The organism is Clostridium sp. OF09-36 (assembly GCF_003481985.1).
Lineage (GTDB): Bacteria > Bacillota > Clostridia > Lachnospirales > Lachnospiraceae > Brotaphodocola.
The window spans coordinates 44,490-67,453 of record NZ_QUMD01000012.1; the positions used below are offsets into that span (position 1 = coordinate 44,490).

The window sequence follows — 22,964 nt, forward strand, 5'->3', positions numbered from 1 at the left end:
TCACACGGCCCTATTAAAGTTAATCAAATTGTTTATTTCGTTCCGAAGATGCGGTCTCCGGCATCGCCGAGACCCGGACAGATGTACGCGTTTTCATTTAAGCAGCGGTCTAAGTGCCCAATGTAGATCTGGATATCCGGATGTGCTTCATGCAGGCGTTTTAATCCTTCCGGAGCTGCGATGATCGCCATGAATTTGATATGCTTTCCACCGTGCTGTTTGATGAAATCGACAGCTGCAACGGCAGAACCACCGGTAGCAAGCATCGGGTCGGTTACGACAATGGTTCTCTGGTCGATCGGGGTTGGAAGCTTGCAGTAATATTCGTGAGGCTCGTGGGTCTCTTCGTCGCGGTAAAGGCCGATATGTCCGACCTTTGCGCTCGGAACCAGTGCCAGAATGCCGTTTATCATGCCAAGGCCGGCACGGAGGATTGGAACGATTGCCAGTTTCTTTCCTGCGATCATAGGAGTCATGCAGGTTTCAATCGGAGTTTCCACTTCGACATCTTCCGTCGGAAGGTCGCGCAGGGCTTCATAGCCCATGAGCATGGCAATTTCTTCAATGAGAGAACGGAATTCATTGGTTCCGGTATTTTTGTTCCGGAGAATAGAGATTTTGTGCTGGATCAACGGATGGGTAAAGATGGTTACGTTTTCCATAAGATAAAATCCTCGTCTTTCTTTTATTTATTCTCTGGGGTATAGGCCGCCAGGATATATCTCCGATCGCGTGGGCAACTGGAAGGGAAACATAGACAGAACCTTCAAATTCATAGCTGAAGCATTCCGGGAATGTGTCACTGTATGGAAAATCTGCGTGCTGGAACAGATTGGTATAATAGGCCTGGTCCATGGAAGCAAGAAATTCTTTTGCGGCAGCTGCAGTTTCGGCATTTGCCTCCGGGAAGGTGCAGTCATCGGACAGAACGTAGGAAGCCAGAGTTGCCGGATCGATTATCTGGGAAAGTCTGACATCAGCTCCAGAAGCCAGATTTACGGTATTAGTATAGAAAACAGCGGTTGGATGCGTGCTGTCAGGACCTGCACAGTCGCCCTCGTAGCGGACGGTGATACGGTTTTTGGTTGCAGAGAGAACTTTGCAGGTGATGGTTACCGTGTCTTTCGTTTCATCGATCTCATAGGCTTTCAGGATGGAAAGCGCATTTTCTTTCAAATGCGCATTGATCTCTGCTTTTACTGAGGAGTCCGAAATGACCGGGTATTGAACGGAAACATTCCCGTTCCGGTAGGTTTCTGTTTTGACTGACAGGGAAGAGGCTGTGGCCGAACCACCGGCGGAAGTGCCATGAGACTGGCCTGCGGCATTTTCAATTGCCGGTTCAATCGTGATTTCCTGTCCTGTCTTGTTTTCACTGTTTCCTTCGCCGGAAACAGTGGTGGCAGCAGGAGCAGTCTGTACACTGGATTCGGCAGCCTGATTGCCGGACAGGTCGATCTTATCGTGTTTCTTTTTGCACCCGGTAGCCAGGCATGCAGTGCCAAGTGCTAACAGGGTGATGGTCATGGTGTATTTTAATTTCTTTGGTATCATGATTTCTCCATTTCTTTTTTTTTGATGAAGCTCTCAAGCTATTATAACGCAAAGTGGGGAGGAAATACAGGAGAAAAAAAGAAATAAGAATATCGTAAGAAGATATACAATGGAAAAAAGAAAGAGCCCTGAACAACTGGAATCAGTCATTCAAAGCTCTTTGCCCCTGCCAAGGATGCCGGCAGCCGGACTCGAACCGGCACGAGGTCGCCCCCGTCAGATTTTGAGTCTGATGCGTCTGCCATTCCGCCACGCCGGCTTACTTACGCAAGGAATATTGTAGCATAAGTGCCAGAGCTTTGCAAGAGATTTTTAAAAAATTTGTAGCTATTGGATACACAATTTAAATAAATAAAAACGATTCTGTGCCTTTGCAGGTTAGAATAAATGTTCAAAGCGCTTCATGGCTTCGATGGTATTCTCATGGTTGTTGAAGGAGGTCAGACGGAAATAATTTTTGCCATTTTCGCCAAAGCCAGCTCCCGGGGTTCCGACTACCTGTGCATTCTCTAATAAGTAGTCAAAAAACTGCCAGGACTCCATGCCGTCCGGACATTCGAACCAGATGTATGGGGAATGGATGCCGCCAAAGAAGCGGATCTTTTTGCGCTTTAAGGTATCTGCGATGATGAGCGCATTTTCCTGGTAATATGCGATGTTTTCGCGGCACTGCGCCATGCCTTCTTCGGTAAAGACAGCAGCGGCACCCTTCTGGATGATATAGGAAGTACCGTTAAACTTGGTGGACTGTCTGCGGTTCCACATAGCATGCAGGGACATCTCTTTTCCGTCGGAAGCTGGGAAGACAAGCTCTCTCGGAACTACGGTGTAACCGCAGCGGGTTCCGGTAAAGCCTGCGGTCTTGGACAGGGAGCAGAATTCGATGGCACATTTTTTTGCACCTTCGATCGCGTAGATGCTGCGCGGCAGCTCTGGGTCGGAGATAAATGCCTCGTATGCGGAGTCGAAGAGGATGACAGCATGGTTAGCCAGGGCATAATCAACCCATTCTTTTAACTGCTCTTTATTGTATACAGCACCGGTCGGATTATTCGGGGAGCAGAGGTAGATGATATCTGCATGAACAGACGGATCTGGCATCGGAAGAAAGTTATTTTCTGCATTGCCGGATAAATAAGTAACTTTTTTTCCGTTCATGATGTTGGAATCTACGTAAACCGGGTAGACCGGATCCGGGATCAGAATGACGTTGTCGTTGTCGAACAATTCGGAATATTCCGGTGTCACTCTTGGCACCATCGGAAATGAAGATATCAGCGGCATCGACGGAAACACCGTTGCGGGCATAGTATGCAGAAATTGCATCGCGCAGGAATCCGTAGCCCTGTTCCGGGCCATAGCCTTTAAAGGTTTCTGCAGAAGCCATGGCATCGACTCCTTCGTGGAGACCTTCAATCGCAAGGCTTCCAAGCGGGAGCGTGACATCGCCGATACCAAGGCGGATGATCTTTTTGTCTGGATGTGCTGTCTCATAAGCGGCAACCCGGTGGGCAATTTCAGCGAAAAGATAGCTTTCTTTTAAATCCTGGTAATGTTCATTTAATTTAGGCATGTGGGAACCTTCCTTTCGTATGACCGGCCGTATGTGGGGCATACTGCTGCACGGCAATCCGCAATTAGCAGCGGCAAACCGGTCTTCATAATGAAAGTAATTCTAACAAAGAATAAAAATCAAGTCAATCGGACGGAAAATAAACAGAGGAAGAAATTGAAAAATTAAGCGGAGTATTGTATGATGGTATGTATTCACAGGAACGAAAGTGAAGAAAATATGGTGGAATGCGGAAACAATGCATGAAATAGTATGGACTGGCGAAAACGTGCAGAACACACAAAGGAAGAACAACAAAAACGATGGCAGGAGGTGACAGAATGTATTCATGCAGGGAAGCAGAAAAAATGGTCATGCCTTATATCAACCATCAGCTCGACGAGACGCAGCTGGAGCAGTTTTTGAAGCATGTAAGAAGCTGTCCGGCCTGCCGGGAAGAACTGGAAATCTATTATACGGTTTCCGTAGGCTTAAAGCAGCTGGATGAGGGAACCGGGGTTTACGACATTCCGGGTCTGCTGGAAGAAAGCATGGAGAATGCCTGGCTTACGGTACGTACCGCGCGCTTGAGAAAGGTGATCTGTTATGCGGCGAATACGCTGAATGCAGCTTCTGTCCTGGTCATTTTACTGATGCAGCTTCGAATCTGGATCCAACGGTAAAACATTGTTTTGGCTGGCAGTGTACAGTAACAGAAATTCAAATTGTGCAGCTGAAATTTTGTGAAAATATTTCAGCGTTGGCGCTATGTTAGGGAAAGGGAAAATCCATGGGAAAACTGGTTTTAATAGACGGGCACAGCATTTTAAACCGTGCGTTTTACGGTGTGCCGGAGCTGACAAATTCTGAGGGACTTCATACCAATGCGGTGTATGGGTTCCTCAATATTATGTTTAAGATATTGGAAGAGGAAAAAGCGGACCATCTCGCAGTGGCCTTTGACTTAAAAGAGCCGACCTTCCGCCATAAGATGTATGCAGATTACAAGGGCACCAGAAAGCCGATGCCGGAGGAATTAAGAGAACAGGTTCCGCTGATGAAAGAGGTACTGACGGCAATGGGAGTTCCGATTCTGACCATGGCCGGTTATGAGGCCGACGATATCCTGGGAACTGTGGCAAAGCGCTGCCAGGCAGAAGGTGAGGAGATTTCCGTGGTATCGGGAGACCGTGATCTCTTACAGCTGGCCGATGCGCATATCAAGATCCGGATTCCGAAGACCAGCCGCGGTAACACGGAGATTCATGACTATTATCCGGAAGATGTAAAACGGGAGTATCAGGTAACCCCGATTGAATTTATCGATGTCAAAGCGCTTATGGGTGATACTTCCGACAATATCCCGGGTGTACCTTCAATCGGAGAAAAGACCGCCACGAATCTGATCGTGGCATATGGAAGCATTGAGAATGCGTACGCGCATTTGGAAGAAGTAAAGCCGCCGCGTGCAAAAAAAGCACTGGAAGAGCATTTTGACATGGCGGTCATGAGCAAAAAACTGGCAGAGATCTGCATCACCTGCCCAATTGCCTTTGATTATGAGGATGCAAAACTGGAAAATCTGTATACGCCGGAAGCATACCAGTATATGAAGCGTCTGGAGTTTAAGTCTATTCTGGCGAGGTTCGATGTACAGGAGATGGGAGGTAATTCGGTCGAAGAGCATTTCTGGAGTATAGAGGATCTATCCGGGGCAGAACAGATTTTTGAAAAAACTTTGACTGCAAAACAGGTGGGATGCCAGCTGATCCTTTCCGAAAGCGGAGTAGCAGGTTTTGCCATCTGCACGGGTGAGGAGGAGATCTATGCCATTCCGGCAGCTGGCTTTTTAACCGGAAATTATCTGTGTGATCATGTGGAAACATTGATCGTAAACCGGGATCCGTCTTTGGAACCGGTAGCTGTGCTGGATTTAAAATCCCAGCTTCCGTATCTGAATCTGGATTATGGCAGTGCGGTTGTGGACATGGGTGTGGCAGGCTACTTATTAAATCCGTTAAAAGATACGTATGAGTACGATGACCTTGCGAGAGATTACCTGGGAATGACGGTGCCGTCCAGGGCTGACCTGCTTGGAAAGAAAACACTGGCAGCAGCGCTTGGGGAAGAACTGCCGGAGGCAGTGACCTGTGCCTGCTATATGGCTTATGTGGCATACAAGGCATCCGGCGTTCTGAAAGAGCGCCTGGAAAAAGAGGGCATGTTAAAGCTCTACCGGGAGATGGAGATGCCGCTGATCTACAGTCTGTACCATATGGAACAGGCCGGTGTCCGCGTGGACAAGGAACAGCTAAAGCAATACGGAGAGCAGCTGGAAGGAAAAATTGCCACGCTGGAGCAGGAAGTATATGAACTGGCCGGGGAGAAATTTAATATCAATTCCCCAAAACAGCTCGGGGAAATTCTTTTTGAGCGCATGCAGCTGCCGCATGGCAAGAAGACAAAAACCGGATATTCCACAGCGGCAGATGTGCTGGAAAAGCTGGCACCGGATTACCCGGTGGTACAGAAAATCCTGGAATACCGTCAGCTCACCAAGCTGAATTCGACTTATGCGCAGGGGCTGGCTGGTTTTATCCGGGAAGACGGCCGGATCCACGGGAAGTTTAATCAGACAATCACTGCAACGGGACGCATCAGCAGCACCGAGCCGAACCTTCAGAACATCCCGGTCCGTATGGAACTTGGACGTGCCATCCGCAAAGTATTTGTGCCGGAAGATGGATATGTGTTTGTGGATGCCGATTATTCCCAGATTGAACTTCGTATTCTGGCGCACATGTCGGGCGATGAACGTCTGATCAACGCCTACCGCGATGCCCAGGACATCCATGCCATCACGGCTTCCGAAGTATTCCATACACCGCTTGCTGAGGTAACGCCGCTTCAGCGCCGCAACGCGAAAGCAGTAAACTTTGGCATTGTATATGGAATCAGTGCGTTTGGATTGAGCGAAGATTTAAGCATCAGCCGGAAAGAGGCGCTGGAATATATCAACAAGTATTTTGAAACGTATCCGGGCGTGAAAACATTTCTGGATGACCAGGTCAAAATTGGCAAAGAACAGGGATATGTCACCACCATGTATGGAAGAAAACGACCAATCCCGGAACTGAAATCCGGCAATTTCATGCAGCGTTCCTTTGGGGAGCGTGTTGCCATGAATTCCCCAATCCAGGGAACTGCCGCGGATATCATGAAACTGGCGATGATCGCGGTAGACCGGGAACTTCGGGAGAAGCATCTGCGTTCCCGCATTGTCCTGCAGGTCCACGATGAGCTTCTGGTAGAAGCCCATCAGGAAGAAGTGGAGCAGGTGGTACAGATTTTGACGGATAAAATGAAACATGCGGCGGACCTGAAGGTTTCCCTTGAGGTAGAAGCTCATGAAGGAAATAACTGGCTGGATGCAAAATAACGGGCAGCACTGGCTGACTGATACAGAATTTACCGATATCATTTCGATTGCCGAGATGACACCGGGACCGCTTGGAATCAATATTGCCTCGTTTGTGGGAACAAGAACGGTCGGGATTCCTGGAACCCTGATCGCGACACTTTCTTACGTTTTCCCTGCCATGGTGATTGTAATCCTGCTTGCGATCCTTTACGATAAATACCGCAGCTTAAGATATGTAAAAGGGGTTTTAAAAGGCTTGCATCCGGCAGTAGCAGCTATGGTACTTGCGGTCATTCTTTCCCTGATTTTTCTGTGCTTGCTGCAAAAGAAAAAGCTTGGACCAATCCAGACAATTTTAGGCAGTGGAGTTGTCGGAGCAGTTATTTATGGATTACTGGGATCGGCTGTGTAAACAGCCGGTCTTTTTTCTTTGCGGGAAAAATGTTATGGAACACTCCCAAAAAGTATGCTATAATGTGACGAGCGCAAGAGAGCCATAAACGTGCGGGTACGTTGCCGGGCACGCTTGCGTGGACAGCAACGCACTCGCACGTTTATGGCGAACGGCGAGGAATGAGAGACGAAGTCTCGAGGACGAGCGCAAGAATGTTATTATAAAAGGACCATTAAAATTAAGAGAGGTTTTTTCTATGAATAAAATGAATCAGAATTCTGAAAACGTTAAGAATCCAAAGTTGGTAGCAGCACTTCAGGAGGTTTTAAAGCATGACGATTTCCTGACCCGCAGCCATATGGCAGCAGCACTGATGGAAGCACGCCTGCTTTCCCCGATCCAGAAGCAGACTGTCCTGACTGAGAAAAAGGGTCCGTCTACCTGGATCCGTTTTGAGAGCATCATGAATACCGCAGGAGAGAAGTATTATCTTGCATTTACCGACATGGACGAGTATTCCAAGTGGAACGAGGATGGCAGCCATGACCAGGCTCTGATCATGACCATGGAAGATTTCGGAAACATCCTGATCCGCCAGGTGAATGACTTAAAGGGCTTTGTTATCAACCCGTATGGCGAAAATATCAGTATTTCCAAACAGCTTCTGTTATCCCTTCTGCAGCAGCATGAAACCAAAATGAGAGAGAAGATGGGCAACTAATATGATGGTACTTGGCCTCACCGGCGGAGTAGGAGCCGGAAAAAGCCGGATCCTTGGGCTGTTTTCAGAAGATTACGGCGCGCAGGTGATCCAGGCAGATCTTGTGGCGCGGGAACTGGAAGAACCCGGCCAGCCCGGACTTACCGGACTGGTAAGCCTATTTGGAAACGAAATCTTAAGTCCGGATGGCACGCTGGACCGGAAACGCTTTGCGGACCGGATCTTCGGAAATCCGGAAGCCTTAAAGCGGGTGAATGCCCTGATCCATCCGCTGACCTGGAATGAGATCAAATGCCGGATCCGGGAAAGCAAGGCGGATCTGGTGGTGGTTGAGGCAGCGCTGTTTGATGAGCGCAGCCGCGACATCTGCCAGTATCTCGTATATGTAGATACGGAGGACGAAGTCCGTATCCGGCGTCTGATGGAAAACCGCGGTTATTCCCGGGAAAAATGCCTGGATATCATGAAAAACCAGGCAGACCGGAGCCGTTTTGAAGAACTGGCAGATTTTGTGATCGACAACAGTGGTCCGATTGATGCTGCCAGAAAGCAGATCGGTCAGATGCTTGACCAGATCAAACAACAGGGAAAACAGATGCCGCCAGGTGCCACGGCAGAAAGATAAGGAAACATACCAATGAGATTAGTAAGTATTGCCAGCGGCAGCAGCGGAAACTGCATTTATGTGGGTTCCGAGAACACGCATATCCTGGTTGATGCAGGAATCAGCAACAAACGTATTGAGCAGGGCTTGAATGAAATCGGGCTGAAGGGCTCCGAACTGAACGGGGTTGTGATCACGCATGAGCATTCCGACCACATTAAGGGACTTGGGGTGCTTGCGCGCAAGCATCATGTGCCGATCTACGGAACCAAAGAAACCCTCGAAGAGGTAGCTGCCAATACCAAATTAGGGGAATATCCGAAGGAACTTCTGCATCCGGTCCTGCCAGATGCAGATTTTGAGATCGGTGACCTGACACTGGAACCGTTTTCCATCCACCACGATGCGGCAAATCCGGTAGCTTATCGGGTGAGCCATGAGAAAAAAAGCGTGGCGGTGGCAACCGATATCGGCCATTTTGACCAGTATACCATCGACCATTTAAAGGATCTGGATGCGCTTCTTTTAGAAGCCAACCACGATGTGAACATGCTGGAAACAGGGCCTTATCCATACTATTTAAAGCGCCGTATTTTAGGGGATCATGGACATCTGTCCAATGAGAATGCGGGAAGGCTTTTAAACTATATTCTGAATGATAAATTAAAACATATTTTGCTTGGCCATTTGAGCAAAGAGAACAATTACGAGGCGCTCGCCTATGAGACGGTGCGCTTCGAGATTGACCAGGGGGATACTCCATACAAGGCGAAGGATTTTCCAATCGAGGTTGCAAAACGCGATGAGATGTCGCAGATTATCAATCTGTAGATCATAAAAACTTTTATACAAACGGAGGATAGCCACATGAGCAAGGTAATTATCACAGTTGTAGGAAAAGACACCGTAGGAATCATTGCAAAGGTATGTACGTATCTGGCAGAAAAGCAGGTCAACATTCTGGATATTTCCCAGACGATCGTACAGGATTACTTTAACATGATGATGATCGCAGACATGGAGCATGCAACAGGCTCTTTTGACGAGATCGCTTCAGAACTGGAAAAAGTCGGTGAGGAGATCGGCGTAGCATCAAGTGCCAGCGCGAAGAAATCTTTACCAAGATGCACCGTATTTAACGAAATGCGGACAGTACCGGATAGATGTCAATTGGGCACCCGGTGATTCCAAGACTGAAGAAAAGAGGATACAGCCATGCTGAATATGTTTGAAGTAATCGAAACCAACAATATGATCGAGCATGAGAAACTGGATGTTCGGACCATTACCATGGGAATCAGCCTGTTAGACTGCTGTGACGATGATCTGCAGGCCCTGAATGAGAAAATCTACAAGAAAATTACCACCTACGCGAAAAATCTGGTTTCTACCGGAGAAGAGATTGCGCGGGATTTCGGTGTACCGATCGTAAATAAGCGCATCTCGGTAACACCGATCGCTCTGGTTGGCGGCTGCGCCTGCAAAAAGCCGGAGGATTTTGTGACCATTGCAAAAACACTGGATAAAGCGGCAAAAGAAGTTGGCGTCAACTTTATCGGCGGCTACTCTGCACTGGTTTCCAAAGGTATGACCCCGGCTGAGGAAAACCTGATCCGATCCATTCCGCAGGCACTGGCGCAGACAGAGCGCGTGTGCAGCTCCATTAATGTCGGCTCGACCAAGACCGGTTTAAACATGGATGCAGTGCGCCTGATGGGCGAGATCGTGAAAGAAACGGCCGAGGCAACCAGGGAAGATGACTCCCTGGGCTGCGCAAAGCTGGTCGTATTCTGCAATGCGCCAGACGATAACCCGTTCATGGCTGGCGCATTCCACGGTGTGACCGAGGCTGACGCGATCATCAATGTCGGCGTCAGCGGTCCTGGCGTTGTAAAGGTAGCACTGGAAAAGGCACGTGGCGAGAACTTTGAAGTGCTCTGTGAGACCATCAAAAAGACGGCATTTAAGATTACCCGTGTCGGACAGCTGGTTGCACAGGAAGCTTCCAAGCGTCTTGGTGTTCCGTTTGGCATCATCGACCTTTCCCTGGCTCCGACCCCGGCGGTTGGTGACAGCGTTGCGGAAATCCTGGAGGAAATCGGTCTGGAGCGTGTAGGCGCACCGGGAACCACAGCAGCACTGGCGATGTTAAATGACCAGGTGAAAAAGGGCGGTGTCATGGCATCCTCCTATGTGGGAGGCTTAAGCGGTGCGTTTATCCCGGTCAGTGAGGACCAGGGCATGATCGATGCCGTATCCTTAGGTGCTTTAACGATTGAAAAGCTGGAGGCGATGACCTGTGTCTGCTCCGTAGGTCTTGACATGATCGCGATTCCGGGTGATACCCCGGCAACGACCATTGCAGGAATTATTGCAGATGAAGCAGCCATCGGCATGATCAACCAGAAGACTACTGCAGTCCGCCTGATCCCGGTCATCGGAAAGACTGTGGGCGATACGGTAGAGTTTGGCGGTCTTTTGGGCTATGCTCCGGTTATGCCGGTAAACAAATATTCCTGCGAGAAATTTGTAACCCGCGGTGGCCGTATCCCGGCTCCGATCCACAGCTTTAAGAACTAATAACAGAACCTGTCTATAACTGCAGGTGATTGACCTTGTGTGTGAGCAGCACCGGCTGCAGAAACATGGAATGATTTAAAATTATGGCAAAAGAAACGTTAACGTCCATGCTGGACTATTTTATCAATGAACGGCTGAACCAGCTTGTCTTAAGCAATCCGGCCGAAAAAGATCATCTGCAGAAAGTAAAAGTGCGCCCTATGCTCATAAGGGGCGCACTGGTCTTTCAGGCAGAAGAATTTACGAAGACCCAGGCATTTCACAAAAACCTGGGTGCACAAGAACTGAAAAGCTATTTAAGCGACATGCTTTCCGGCACCTTTAAACAGGCGGAAGTTTTGTCGGAACTGGGAAGCGCTACGGTACTGGTCAGCAAAAAAGGCACCATGACTGTGAAAACCAGAAAGAATCCTCCGGTAAAGATGCAGGCAGGAGAAACAAAGCTGCAGGCAGAAAAGGCGGCGCTGCAGTCCGGAGAACAGAAGATACAGGCCGGAGAGGCGAATGGCAAGCCAGAAGAGAGGAAGGCCAAAGCGGGAAATGCCAAGACCAAGCCGTCAGCTGCGAGCCTTCCGTCCGAACTGCTCGAAAAACTGCAGCACAACCGCCAGAAACGGTATGTGATCCCGGAGGGACATCCTGTACCGTTTTTGGTCGATCTTGGCGTGCAGACGCAGGACGGAAGGATCGTAAAAAGCCGTTATGATAAATTCCGCCAGATCAACCGGTTCCTGGAGTTTATCGAGGATATCCTGCCAAAGCTGGATAAGACCAGGGAAAATGTCATCATCGATTTTGGATGCGGAAAGTCCTACCTGACCTTTGCCATGTATTACTATCTGCATGAGATGAAGGGGTATCCGATCCGCATCATCGGACTGGATTTGAAAAAAGATGTCATCAGCCACTGCGGCAAGCTGGCAGAGCATTATGGGTATGACAATCTGAAGTTTTACCACGGCGACATTGCTTCCTATGAAGGAGTGGACCATGTCGATATGGTTGTGACCCTGCATGCGTGTGACACTGCAACTGATTATGCACTGGAGAAGGCCGTGCGCTGGGGCGCAAAGGTGATCCTGTCGGTGCCGTGCTGTCAGCATGAGCTGAATAAGCAGATGAAAAATGATCTGATGGAGCCGGTGCTGCATTACGGACTCATCAAAGAGCGGATGGCTGCACTTTATACCGATGCACTCCGTGCCGAGCTGTTAGAGCAGCAGGGTTACCGTACCCAGATCCTGGAATTTATCGATATGGAACACACGCCGAAGAATATCCTTCTGCGGGCTGTGTATGAGGGAAAACCAAAGCACAATGAGAAGGAGATTCAGCAGATCCTGGAGTTTTTGCAGATTGAGCCGACGTTGTATCAAATTCTTGGCAAGGATAAGAACGAAAAGGCTGATGAAAGCTAAAAATAAACGATAACAATAAAGTGAAAAATCCGCTGCGGTTATGGGACTGCGACGGATTTTTCATTTTACACGATGATCACCGATTTTGTGTATTCGTTGCGGATATGACGCCCTTTGCCAGCCAGAATTGCCTGATAAAGATGGGACGCAAAGAAGTCCGTTTCTAAAATGTCCAGGGCATCCGGTGTGAGAAGCTTCCCAGCATCGGCAGTTTTGGTGATCAGCGGAATCTGGCTCTTTTCGCGCAGGTGGGACAGAAGCAAAGCAGAGGACTTTTGGAACCCCAGAATGCGGGCGTACGGCGCGTAATCCAGTGCGCGTGCATGAAAAACCTGTTCGCTGGTAATGCCAAGGAGCAGATGCAGCAGCGCCCGGCTGATACGGGTGTAGGTGTAGCCTTTTGTTTTTAAATGGTCGATCCGTTCTGTGCAGGAAGCAAACTGCAATGTCTGCTTTGCGAGGCGTGAAGCCAGCTCCGGGGACAGATCTGAAAACGTACTGAACCCTTTTTGTTCCTGCGTCAGGGAGAGAAGACGGAAATTCAAAAGCGTTGTCAGATCATCCGGAAAGACCGGGGTGTCCAGTGCGCCTTCGGAAATGAGGGCAGAGAGGGTGGTAGCAGGGATCTGGGAACGGAGTTTCTCTGTGATGGCGTCTGAATCAAAGCCGTTGTTCTGGATCAGGCTTCGGATGGCAGAGGCAGATGCGAAAAATTTATTTTCAGATACGCTGCGAAATGATTCCTCCTGCTCCAGCCGTGTGTCGTGATATCCTGCACCCTGTCTCTGTATGGTGACCGGTGTGACCGGGCTGCTGCGTTTCTTCAATGCCTTTAAATACTCGATCGCGAGGATGTTATTGGGGGAGGAAAGAAGCGCGGCAAGCTCTGGGTCTTTGGTGTATTCGGTTGTGGCAAGACTGCGGGCTGTGGGGTAAGTTTCTCCTTTTTTCAGATGCTCTTTCAAACGTATTTTCCATGCTTCCGGTTCCTTGACCAGAATTTCTGCAGCTTTTTGCAGTTTCTTTAAATCGCCGGATTCGCTTCCGAAACAAAGCAGATCGACACCAAGCTTCTCCAACAGTGCCACGCCGCAGGAAGAAAAATCCTCCGCACTGGAGGTGGCAAACAGGACCGGCAGTTCCACGACTAAGTCCGCGCCGCCGCATAAAGCCATGCGGGTACGGGTATATTTATCAAAGATGGCAGGTTCTCCCCGCTGGACAAAATCCCCGCTCATGGCAACGACCACATAGTCTGCACCGGTCAGGCGGCGAAGCTCCTGGATCTGGTAATGGTGACCGTTGTGGAATGGGTTATATTCGGCAATGATGCCTGCTGTTTTGATTGGGGACATGACTTCAGAATCCTTTCTGTTTTATGGAGAAATTGTTCTACCGGTTAATACAAGCAATCATATCATAAGCCACTCCGATCTGCAACGGATGCAGATTCAGGTTTTTGAGAAGGACTTTGGAAAAATCCCCTTTCATTGTTTTACAAAAAGTGCAAAAAAATACAAAATACAGCTTGTCTTTTGCTTTTTAATCCGTATATAATAAGACTATATGCATTAAATCATGAAAGGGGTATTATTATGGGATTTATTGATGTAATCAAAGCCAAAGCAAAGGCAGATAAAAAAACAATCGTACTGCCTGAGTCCATGGACCGCAGAACCTGGGTCGCTGCAGAGAAGATTCTGAAAGAGGGTCTTGCAAACCTTGTTATCATCGGTACTCCGGAGGATATCGGCGCTCACAGCGAGGGACTGGATGTATCCGGTGCTACGATCATCAATCCGCAGACTTACGAGAAGACACAGGAGTATATCGACCTGTTCGTTGAGCTGAGAAAGTCCAAAGGCATGACTCCTGAGAAAGCAAAAGAGACCATCTTAAGCGATTACGCTTACTATGGCTGCCTTATGATCAAGAATGGCGATGCTGACGGTATGGTTTCCGGTGCTTGCCACTCTACCGCAAACACCCTTCGTCCGTGCCTGCAGGTGATCAAGACCAAACCGGGCACCAAGCTGGTATCCGCATTCTTCTTAATGGAAGTTCCGGACTGCGATCTTGGCAGCAACGGTACTTTCGTATTTGCAGACTGTGGTCTGAACCAGAATCCGAATCCGGAAGAGTTAGCAGCAATCGCAGTATCTTCTGCAGAGAGCTTCAAGATGCTGACCGGCGAGGAGCCGAAGGTTGCTATGCTGTCCCATTCTTCCAAGGGTTCCGCAAAGCATGCAGATGTTGACAAAGTTGTAGAGGCTACCAAGCTGGCTAAGGAGATGGCTCCGGAGCTTGCACTGGACGGCGAGCTTCAGCTTGATGCAGCAATCGTTCCGGAAGTTGGCGCTTCCAAAGCTCCAGACAGCAAGGTTGCAGGTCATGCAAACGTTCTGGTATTCCCGGATCTGGATGCAGGAAACATCGGCTACAAGCTGGTTCAGAGACTTGGCAAGGCAGAGGCTTATGGCCCGATGTGCCAGGGTATTGCAAAGCCGGTTAACGATCTGTCCAGAGGCTGCTCTGCTGACGATATCGTAGGCGTTGTTGCAATCACTGCAGTACAGTGCCAGAACCAGTAATTTAAGTTAAGTATTATAGGAGAATATCACATTATGAAGATTTTAGTTATCAACTGCGGAAGCTCTTCCTTAAAGTACCAGCTGATCGACATGACCGATGAGAGCGTAATCGCAAAAGGTCTGTGCGAGAGAATCGGTATCGAGGGCTCCAAGCTTACCCATCAGCCGGCTGGCAAGGACAAATATGTCGTAGAGAAAGACATGCCGACCCACACAGTAGCAATCGAGATGGTTATGGAAGCTCTTCAGGATGCCGAGCACGGTGTAATCAAGAGCACCGATGAGATCGCAGCAATCGGTCACCGCGTACTGCACGCTGGTACCAAGTACAGCGAGTCCATCGTTGTAAACGATGACGTTAAGAAAGTAATCCGTGAGTGCTTTGATCTTGGACCGCTGCATAACCCGGCTAACTTAATGGGTATCGAGGCAGCTGAGGCAGCTATGCCGGGCAAGCCAAACGTAGCAGTATGGGATACCGGATTTGGTATGGCTATGCCGGAGAAGGCTTATCTGTACGCAATCCCGCACGAGTACTATGAGAAATACAGCATCCGTCGTTACGGTTTCCACGGCACCAGCCATATGTTCGTATCTGGCGAGGCTATCAAGTTCGGCGGACTGGATCCGAAGAATGCAAAGGTTATCGTTTGCCACTTAGGAAACGGCGCAAGCGTATCTGCTTCCATCGGCGGCAAGTGCGTAGATACCAGTATGGGTCTTACTCCTCTTGAGGGTCTGATCATGGGTACCAGAAGTGGTGACATCGATCCGGCTGTTGTACAGTTCATCTGCAACAAAGAGGGCAAGGACGTCAACGAGGTATTAAACATCCTCAACAAGAAGTCTGGTGTACTTGGCATGAGCGGCGGCATCTCCAGCGACTTCCGTGATATCGAGAAGGCAAGGGAAGAGGGCAACCACTTAGCAGCAGTAGCTCTGGATGCATTCGTTTACCGTGTAGCAAAATACATCGGTGCTTACACCGCAGCAATGAACGGCGTAGATGCAATCGCATTCACCGCAGGTGTTGGCGAGAACGATAAGGCAGGCAGAAAGGCTATCTGCGAGTACTTAGGCTACCTTGGCGTGAAGATCGATGACCAGGCTAACGATGTAAGAGGAAAGAACGCTGTTATTTCCGCAGCAGATTCCAAAGTCAAAGTAATGCTGATCCCGACCAACGAAGAGCTTGCAATCGCAAGAGAGACCAAGAGACTGGTAGAGGCATAATTTGGTTTTTGAAAAAATTAAAATATTTGTTGACAAAGCCGACGCACCTGTGTATAATTACACAGGTGCGTATTAGGAGACTAATATGCTTATTAATTTGACAGAGCTGTTTTCCGTAGACGGAAAAGAGAAAGACTATACGTGCGATATCGATATAAACCAGCTTTGCACCAGCAAGGATGCATACGACATCGTATCCCGCAGTCCGGTTCAGCTGCATATCCACAATCTTGGTGATAAGAAGCTTCTTCTCACCGGCAACGCGCAGGTAACCCTGCAGATGCCATGTGACAGATGCTTGGAGCCAGTCGACATTCCTTTTGAACTGGAACTCGACGAAGAACTGGATATGACAAAGACCGAAAGCGAGCGTACAGAAGATCTCGATGAACAGCCCTATGTAAGCGGCTATAATCTGGATGTAGACCGGTTGCTCAGTAACGAACTATTGCTTAATCTGCCTATGAAGGTATTATGCAGGGAAGACTGCAAAGGAATTTGCAATAGATGTGGTGCGAATCTTAATCACACGGAATGTTCCTGTGACCGGAGTTCGCCTGACCCAAGAATGTCAGTAATCCAGGATTTATTTCAAAAGTTTAAGGAGGTGTAAACCATGTCTATCTGCCCAAAGAATAAATCTTCCAAAGCAAGACGTGACAAACGTAGAGCTAACTGGAAAATGAGCGCTATGAATTTAGTAAAGTGCAGCAAGTGCGGCGCTCTGATGATGCCTCACAGAGTCTGCAAGGCTTGTGGTTCTTACAACAAGAAAGAGATCGTTTCTGTAGAGAACTAATTAGAAATGGCTTAGAATCAAGGATTGAACAGTTTTGTTCAGTCCTTTTTTCATTTTTAAAGCGTTTGTAACCCAATCGTAACCCAATTCAAATGGGGATATGTGAATTGGAAGGTTTCAAAAATCAGATCCGGTGCACCGCAGCAGCCGCGGTCGGTTAGCTTATCTGGATCACAAATAACTGATATATCCACATGCGAAGAGTAATGAAAAATCATATTGATTTATAGAATGGAATCTAGTATATTTAATTACGAAATCAGTTTTTTAGCTGATGAAAAAAGGAGAAGTCATATGATTCATGTAGCTGTGGATGCTATGGGCGGTGACAATGCCCCGGGCGAGATTGTAAAAGGAGCCGTTCAGGCTGTCAATAAACGAAGCGACATTCATGTTCTTTTGGTCGGACAGGAAGAAGCGGTAAAAAAAGAACTTGCTTCCCATACCTACCCGAAGGAGCAGATCACTCTGGTACAGGCTTCGGAAGTGATCGAGACGGAGGAGCCGCCGGTTAATGCAATTCGAAAAAAGAAGGATTCTTCCATTGTTGTTGGAATGAACCTGGTGAAGAACGGAGAGGCAGACGCGTTTGTATCAGCGGGCAGTTCCGGTGCCGTTCTGGTAGGCGGCCAGGTGCTGGTAGGCCGTATCAAGGGTGTGGAGCGTCCGCCGTTTGGTGCGCTGATCCCAACGGAAAAGGGCGTATCCCTGTTGCTTGACTGCGGCGCGAACGTTGATTCCAGACCATCCCATCTGGTTCAGTTTGCACGTATGGGTTCTATTTATATGGAGCATGTAATAGGTATTAGCAAGCCGAGAGTTGGCATTGTGAATATCGGTGCAGAAGAGGAAAAGGGCAATGCCCTGGTAAAGGAAACCTTCCCGCTTTTAAAGGAGTGCAAGGATATCAACTTTACCGGAAGTATCGAGGCGCGGGAGATCCCGCATGGCGGAGCCGATGTCATCGTCTGCGAGGCCTTCACGGGCAATGTTATTTTAAAGCTTTATGAAGGGACCGGAGCAGCGCTGATCTCTATGGTTAAGAAGGGCATGATGAGCAGCCTGCGCAGCAAGATTGGTGCGCTGTTAGTAAAACCGGCGCTGAAGGAAACTCTGAAAGCGTTTGATGCAAGCCAGTATGGCGGTGCACCGATGCTTGGACTGAAAGGTCTGGTAGTTAAGACGCACGGAAGCTCCAAGGCAACCGAGGTCTGCAATTCGATCATTCAGTGTGTGACCTTCAAAGAGCAGCAGATCAACGAAAAGATCAAGGAATGTCTGGACCGCGAGGCACAGAGCGAGAAAAATGCAGAAGCGTAAAAATAAAGCAGCGCTGTCATGACAGAAACAAATTCAGTAAGTAAACAGTCCGGGCTTCGGGCAGTTACAATAAAAATTAAGAAAAGTTAGGAGAGGAATTATGGAGTTTGAGAAGTTACAGAACATCATTGCAGAGGTATTAAACATTGAGCCGGATGAGATTACCATGGATACCACATTCGTAGAGGATCTTGGTGCAGATTCCCTGGATATCTTCCAGATCATCATGGGTATCGAGGAAGAGTTCGACATCGAGATCCCGACTGAGGTTGCAGAGCAGATCGTCAGCGTTTCCGATGCGATCGAGCAGATTAAAAACGCACTGAATTAATTAATATAATAAAATGAAGGATGAAAGGGGCTGTGCATTCCTTGCGCGCCCCTTTCCCATAAATTTGCGCAAGACATGGACCGCAGCAGATTGTGGTTGCCATGGAGCAGCAATATCAGACAAGGAGGAAATATGAATCGCGATCTAAACGAACTGGAACAGCGGTGCGGTTACACCTTCAAGGACAAAAACCTGTTTCACCGTGCCCTGACCCACAGCTCCTATGCCAATGAGCATAAAAAGGACAAGGCAGTCTGCAATGAGCGGCTGGAGTTTTTGGGAGATGCAGTGTTGGAAGTGGTTTCCAGTGATTTTCTGTATCACAAGTACCCGGAGAAGCCGGAGGGAGAACTTTCCAAGATCCGTGCGAGCCTGGTTTGTGAGCCGACGCTGGCTTACTGTGCGGCTGATCTGGAGCTGGGCAGCTATCTGCTCTTAGGAAAAGGTGAGGAAGCAACCGGCGGCAGAGAACGCAATTCGGTGGTTTCCGATGCTATGGAGGCGCTGATTGGTTCCATTTATCTGGATGGTGGTTTTGCTAATGCAAAAGAGTTCATTCACCGTTTCATTCTGAATGACATTGAGCACAAGCAGCTCTTTTACGATAGCAAGACTATTCTGCAGGAGATGATCCAGGCCACTGCAGGAGCACATCTGGAATACGAGATTTTGCGTGAAGAGGGACCGGATCATCACAAGGTCTTTGAGGTGCGCGCTCTGTCCGGCGGCGAGGAGCTTGGCCGCGGAACCGGCCCGACCAAAAAGGCCGCGGAGGCTGTGGCCGCTTACCACGGCATTTTGAAACTGAGAGGGAAAGCATGTATTTAAAGAGCATTGAGATACAGGGGTTTAAATCCTTTGCCAATAAGATCCTCTTTGAGTTCCACAACGGCATTACCGGCATTGTGGGACCGAACGGAAGCGGCAAGAGCAATGTTGCGGACGCGGTGCGCTGGGTTTTAGGTGAACAGCGGGCCAAGCAGCTGCGCGGCGGTTCCATGCAGGATGTCATCTTTGCCGGAACGGAGATCCGCAAGCCGCAGGGGTTCGCGTACGTTGCTATCACGCTGGATAACTCCGACCACCAGCTTGCCATCGACTATGATGAGGTCACGGTTTCGAGACGTCTGTACCGTTCCGGTGAGAGTGAGTACAAGATCAACGGAAGTACCTGCCGTCTGAAAGACATCAGTGAGCTTTTCTATGATACCGGTATCGGCAAGGAGGGCTATTCCATCATCGGACAGGGCCAGATCGATAAAATCTTAAGCGGCAAGCCGGAGGAGCGCCGGGAGCTGTTTGATGAGGCGGCGGGAATCGTAAAATTTAAGCGTCGCAAAGTCATTGCCCAGAAAAAGCTGGAGGATGAAAAACAGAATCTGGTCCGTGTGAGCGATATTTTGTCGGAACTGGAAAAGCAGGTCGGCCCTCTGGCGAGACAGTCCGAGACGGCAAAAAAATATCTGTCGTTCAAAGAAGAGTTAAAGACGTATGATGTGAACCTGTTTTTACTGGAGTCTGAGGAAAATGGAAAGCAGCTTCAGGAAATCAGCAAAAAGGAAGAGATTGTTTCCGGAGACTTGGAGGATGCGAATGCGCAGTCCGATCATCTGAAGGAAGCGTATGAACAGCTGGAGCAGGAGATTGCGGCACTTGACCAGGCGCTGACGGAGCAGAGAAACCAGGAAAGCCAGGCGCAGATGTTAAAGGGAAATCTGGAGGGTCAGATCAACGTCTTAAAAGAGCAGATCAATACCGAAAAGATGAATGCGGAACATATCCGCTCCCGTATCGAAGCCATTGGGGCTTCCCTGGAGGAAAAAGAGAAGCAGATCCGGCAGTATCAGGAGGATAATGCCGGCATCACCGGGGCAGAGGAAAGCAGAAGGGAACAACAGGAGACTGCGGAAACCGGGCTTCGCAATCTCGATGAATCCATGATGCTCATGGAGCAGCAGATCGAGGATGCCAGAACCCGTGTGATGAACGGCATGAATGAGAGTGCTTCGATCCATGCAAAGGACCAGCGTTTTGAGGCGATGTTAGAGCAGGTGCAGGTGCGCCGCTCTGAGGTATGCCAGAAGCTTTTAAAATTTAAGAGCGATGAATCCGTGCAGGATGAACAGCTTGAGACAGAACGTAAAAAGCTGTCTGAGACCATGGCGCACCTGGAAGAGCTGGAGCTGGCACAGACAGAGTGTGAGGGTCAGCTTACCCAGTGCGAAGAGGAGGTACGCCGGATTACTCGTTCCTTAAATGAAACACAGCAGGAGTACCGGACCGCTTATACAAAGCTGGAGTCGTTAAAGAACCTGGCAGAGCGCTACGAGGGTTACGGCGGCAGTATCCGCCGGGTCATGGAGGTCCGGGATCGGGTGCGCGGCATCCGCGGCGTTGTGGCTGACCTGATCACGACGGAGAAAAAGTATGAGACTGCGATCGAGACGGCTCTAGGCGGAAGCATCCAGAATGTGGTAACGGATTCCGAGCAGACAGCCAAGCAGCTCATTGAGTATTTAAAGAAGAACCGCTATGGACGCGTGACATTTCTGCCGTTGACCAGTATCGGACAGAATGGCGGATTTTCCAAGCCGGAGGCATTAAAAGAGCCGGGCGTCATCGGTCTGGCGAGTGAACTGGTCCATGTGGAAAAAGAGTATCAGGTCCTTGCGAAATATCTGCTGGGGCGCGTGGTTGTGGCAGATACCATCGACCATGCCATTGCCCTGGCAAGGAAATTCAAATATACCCTGCGTATTGTGACGCTGGAAGGTGAACTTCTTAGCGCCGGCGGTTCCATGACAGGTGGTGCGTTCAAGAATTCCAGCAATCTTCTGGGACGAAAGAGAGAACTGGAAGAACTGGAAGCAGCATGCCAGAAGGCGTTAAAGGCTTCGGACAAGCTGCAGCAGGAGCTTGGCATGAATGAGGCACTCTTTGCGCAGAAGAAGGAAGAACTGGAAAGCTTAAAGACAGAGCACCATACCGTATCCCTCCAGGCAAACACCAGGCAGATGAATGTGAACCAGCTTGAGGATAAGCGGGAGGAAATCCGGGAATCCTATCAGGATCTGGCGCTGGAAAACAGCCAACTGGAAAGCCAGATCAGTGAGATCGAGGCAGGCAGAAAGAAACTGGCGGTAGAAACTGAGCTTCTGAAAAAAGACAGCGAGCAGGAAAATGCCCGCATGGAAACGGTCACTGCAAAGCTGGAAGAACAAAAGAAGGTCCGCGAAGAAAAAGCGAAGGCGTTGGAGACGATCCGTCTGGAAACGGCGAACTTAAAGCAGCGCGTGGACTTCGTAAAAGAAAATATCGCGCGCGTGGAGCAGGAAATGAAGGTTCTCCAGGAAGAGCAGGCAGAGCTTCTGTCCCACGATACCGATTCCGGTTCTGTTGTGGAGGAAAAGAACCGGGAAATTGCAAAGCTGCAGGAACTGATCCTTCACACGGAGGAAGAAAAGCAGAAGCTGGCAGAGCAGGTTCAGGTCCAGGCAGCCTTGAAAGAGGAAAAAACCGGAAAACAGAAAGCGTTCTTTGGACAGCGGGAGGAATTATCCGGACGCATCGGGCGGCTGGATAAGGATCTGTTCCGTCTGCAGAGCCAGCGGGAAAAGCTGGAAGAGCGCCGGGAAAGCCAGATCAGCTATTTGTGGAATGAATACGAGCTGACGCCGGGAGCGGCAAAGGAGCTTCGCAGCACAGAGCCCGTTTCTCTTTCTGAGGTGAAAAAGCGCATTGAGGAATTGAAGAGTTCGATCCGTGCCCTTGGCAGTGTCAATGTCAATGCGATCGAGGATTATAAAGAAATTTCGGAGCGCTATGAGTTCATGAAAACCCAGCACGATGACCTGGTAGAGGCCGAGGCAACGCTACAGGGCATCATCGAAGAGCTGGATACCGGCATGCGCCGTCAGTTTGAGGAAAAGTTCCAGGAGATCCGCAAGGAATTTGACCGGGTATTCAAGGAACTGTTCGGCGGCGGACACGGAACCTTGTCCTTGCAGGAGGATGAGGACATTCTGGAGGCGGGGATTCAGATCATTGCCCAGCCGCCGGGAAAGAAACTGCAGAATATGATGCAGTTATCCGGTGGCGAGAAAGCGCTGACGGCGATCTCACTGCTGTTTGCGATCCAGAACTTAAAACCGTCCCCGTTCTGTCTGTTAGATGAGATTGAGGCGGCGCTGGATGACTCGAACGTAGACCGCTATGCGAATTACTTACATAAACTGACGAAAAACACGCAGTTTATTGTCATTACGCACCGGCGTGGTACCATGGTGGCATCGGACCGCCTGTATGGTATCACCATGCAGGAAAAGGGCGTGTCAACCCTGGTGTCGGTCAATCTGATCGAAGATCAGCTGGATGCGTAAGGGGCTATATTCCTAAGTATCGAAGCAAAAGGATGCGAGGAACATGTGCAAAAGGAAAAACATCGAA

At 49.2% G+C, this 22,964-nt stretch carries 19 protein-coding genes, 1 tRNA gene and 2 pseudogenes; 17 read left to right on the forward strand and 5 right to left on the reverse strand.

Annotation, left to right across the window (positions count from 1 at the left end):
* Positions 1–32 precede the first annotated feature (32 nt).
* The 4 genes and pseudogenes from upp to DXA97_RS10960 all read right to left on the reverse strand — a co-directional run bounded on the left by upp (position 33) and on the right by DXA97_RS10960 (position 3,127).
* Positions 33–662 (reverse strand): uracil phosphoribosyltransferase, encoded by a 630-nt coding sequence (gene upp, locus DXA97_RS10945; protein WP_118720070.1) that lies wholly within the window; start codon positions 660–662, stop codon positions 33–35.
* Positions 580–1,554 carry a hypothetical protein gene (locus DXA97_RS10950; protein WP_118720072.1) on the reverse strand — a complete coding sequence of 325 codons (975 nt, stop codon included), beginning with the start codon at positions 1,552–1,554 and terminating at the stop codon, positions 580–582. Before DXA97_RS10950 ends, upp begins: the two co-directional genes overlap by 83 nt.
* A gap of 176 nt (positions 1,555–1,730) precedes the next feature.
* Positions 1,731–1,813 (reverse strand) — tRNA-Leu (locus DXA97_RS10955).
* A gap of 119 nt (positions 1,814–1,932) precedes the next feature.
* Positions 1,933–3,127: pseudogene (locus DXA97_RS10960) on the reverse strand (LL-diaminopimelate aminotransferase).
* Between the two features lie 320 nt (positions 3,128–3,447).
* Here DXA97_RS10960 and DXA97_RS10965 point away from each other — a divergent pair.
* From DXA97_RS10965 to DXA97_RS11005, 9 genes and pseudogenes are all read left to right on the forward strand, one after another.
* On the forward strand, positions 3,448–3,789 hold the full coding sequence (locus DXA97_RS10965; protein WP_118720074.1) for a zf-HC2 domain-containing protein: 342 nt from the start codon (positions 3,448–3,450) through the stop codon (positions 3,787–3,789).
* A 107-nt stretch (positions 3,790–3,896) separates the two neighbouring features.
* Positions 3,897–6,545 carry a DNA polymerase I gene (polA, locus tag DXA97_RS10970; protein ID WP_118720076.1) on the forward strand — a complete coding sequence of 883 codons (2,649 nt, stop codon included), beginning with the start codon at positions 3,897–3,899 and terminating at the stop codon, positions 6,543–6,545.
* Positions 6,514–6,939, forward strand: coding sequence for a chromate transporter (locus tag DXA97_RS10975; protein WP_118720078.1), 426 nt, complete (start codon positions 6,514–6,516; stop codon positions 6,937–6,939). The genes polA and DXA97_RS10975 overlap by 32 nt, the downstream gene beginning before the upstream one ends.
* Before the next feature lie 238 nt (positions 6,940–7,177).
* Positions 7,178–7,642, forward strand: a complete 465-nt coding sequence (locus DXA97_RS10980; RefSeq protein ID WP_118720080.1) for an SseB family protein — start codon at positions 7,178–7,180, stop codon at positions 7,640–7,642.
* 1 nt (position 7,643) lies between these two features.
* Positions 7,644–8,267: a dephospho-CoA kinase gene (gene coaE, locus DXA97_RS10985; protein ID WP_118720082.1), complete on the forward strand. Its 624-nt coding sequence runs from the start codon at positions 7,644–7,646 to the stop codon at positions 8,265–8,267.
* 12 nt (positions 8,268–8,279) lie between these two features.
* A complete protein-coding gene (locus DXA97_RS10990) occupies positions 8,280–9,077 on the forward strand; it encodes an MBL fold metallo-hydrolase (protein WP_118720084.1) in 798 nt (265 codons plus the stop codon).
* Positions 9,078–9,113: 36 nt separating this feature from the next.
* Positions 9,114–9,385, forward strand: a pseudogene (locus DXA97_RS10995) (ACT domain-containing protein).
* A 76-nt stretch (positions 9,386–9,461) separates the two neighbouring features.
* On the forward strand, positions 9,462–10,826 hold the full coding sequence (locus DXA97_RS11000) for a PFL family protein (RefSeq protein ID WP_118540799.1): 1,365 nt from the start codon (positions 9,462–9,464) through the stop codon (positions 10,824–10,826).
* 83 nt (positions 10,827–10,909) lie between these two features.
* Positions 10,910–12,244, forward strand: a complete 1,335-nt coding sequence (locus DXA97_RS11005) for an SAM-dependent methyltransferase (protein ID WP_118720086.1) — start codon at positions 10,910–10,912, stop codon at positions 12,242–12,244.
* 65 nt (positions 12,245–12,309) lie between these two features.
* On the opposite strand, the gene DXA97_RS11010 is transcribed toward DXA97_RS11005, so the two are convergent.
* Positions 12,310–13,599, reverse strand: a complete 1,290-nt coding sequence (locus DXA97_RS11010) for a nucleotidyltransferase (protein ID WP_182436866.1) — start codon at positions 13,597–13,599, stop codon at positions 12,310–12,312.
* A gap of 240 nt (positions 13,600–13,839) precedes the next feature.
* On the opposite strand from DXA97_RS11010, the gene pta reads away from it, so the two are divergent.
* From pta to smc, 8 genes are all read left to right on the forward strand, one after another.
* Entirely contained in the window at positions 13,840–14,835 is a 996-nt protein-coding gene (pta, locus tag DXA97_RS11020) for a phosphate acetyltransferase (RefSeq protein ID WP_118540793.1), read from the forward strand.
* A 33-nt stretch (positions 14,836–14,868) separates the two neighbouring features.
* The gene (locus DXA97_RS11025; protein WP_118720090.1) at positions 14,869–16,068 is read left to right on the forward strand and encodes an acetate kinase; all 1,200 of its coding nucleotides are present in this window, start codon (positions 14,869–14,871) and stop codon (positions 16,066–16,068) included.
* A gap of 85 nt (positions 16,069–16,153) precedes the next feature.
* Positions 16,154–16,681: a DUF177 domain-containing protein gene (locus DXA97_RS11030; protein WP_118720092.1), complete on the forward strand. Its 528-nt coding sequence runs from the start codon at positions 16,154–16,156 to the stop codon at positions 16,679–16,681.
* A gap of 3 nt (positions 16,682–16,684) precedes the next feature.
* Positions 16,685–16,867, forward strand: a complete 183-nt coding sequence (gene rpmF / locus DXA97_RS11035) for a 50S ribosomal protein L32 (RefSeq protein ID WP_118540788.1) — start codon at positions 16,685–16,687, stop codon at positions 16,865–16,867.
* A gap of 294 nt (positions 16,868–17,161) precedes the next feature.
* Positions 17,162–18,187, forward strand: coding sequence for a phosphate acyltransferase PlsX (gene plsX / locus DXA97_RS11045; protein WP_118540784.1), 1,026 nt, complete (start codon positions 17,162–17,164; stop codon positions 18,185–18,187).
* 100 nt (positions 18,188–18,287) lie between these two features.
* The gene (acpP, locus tag DXA97_RS11050) at positions 18,288–18,518 is read left to right on the forward strand and encodes an acyl carrier protein (RefSeq protein ID WP_118540782.1); all 231 of its coding nucleotides are present in this window, start codon (positions 18,288–18,290) and stop codon (positions 18,516–18,518) included.
* 132 nt (positions 18,519–18,650) lie between these two features.
* The gene (rnc, locus tag DXA97_RS11055) at positions 18,651–19,346 is read left to right on the forward strand and encodes a ribonuclease III (protein ID WP_118540780.1); all 696 of its coding nucleotides are present in this window, start codon (positions 18,651–18,653) and stop codon (positions 19,344–19,346) included.
* A complete protein-coding gene (gene smc, locus DXA97_RS11060; protein ID WP_118720094.1) occupies positions 19,337–22,897 on the forward strand; it encodes a chromosome segregation protein SMC in 3,561 nt (1,186 codons plus the stop codon). Before rnc ends, smc begins: the two co-directional genes overlap by 10 nt.
* Positions 22,898–22,964: the final 67 nt, after the last annotated feature.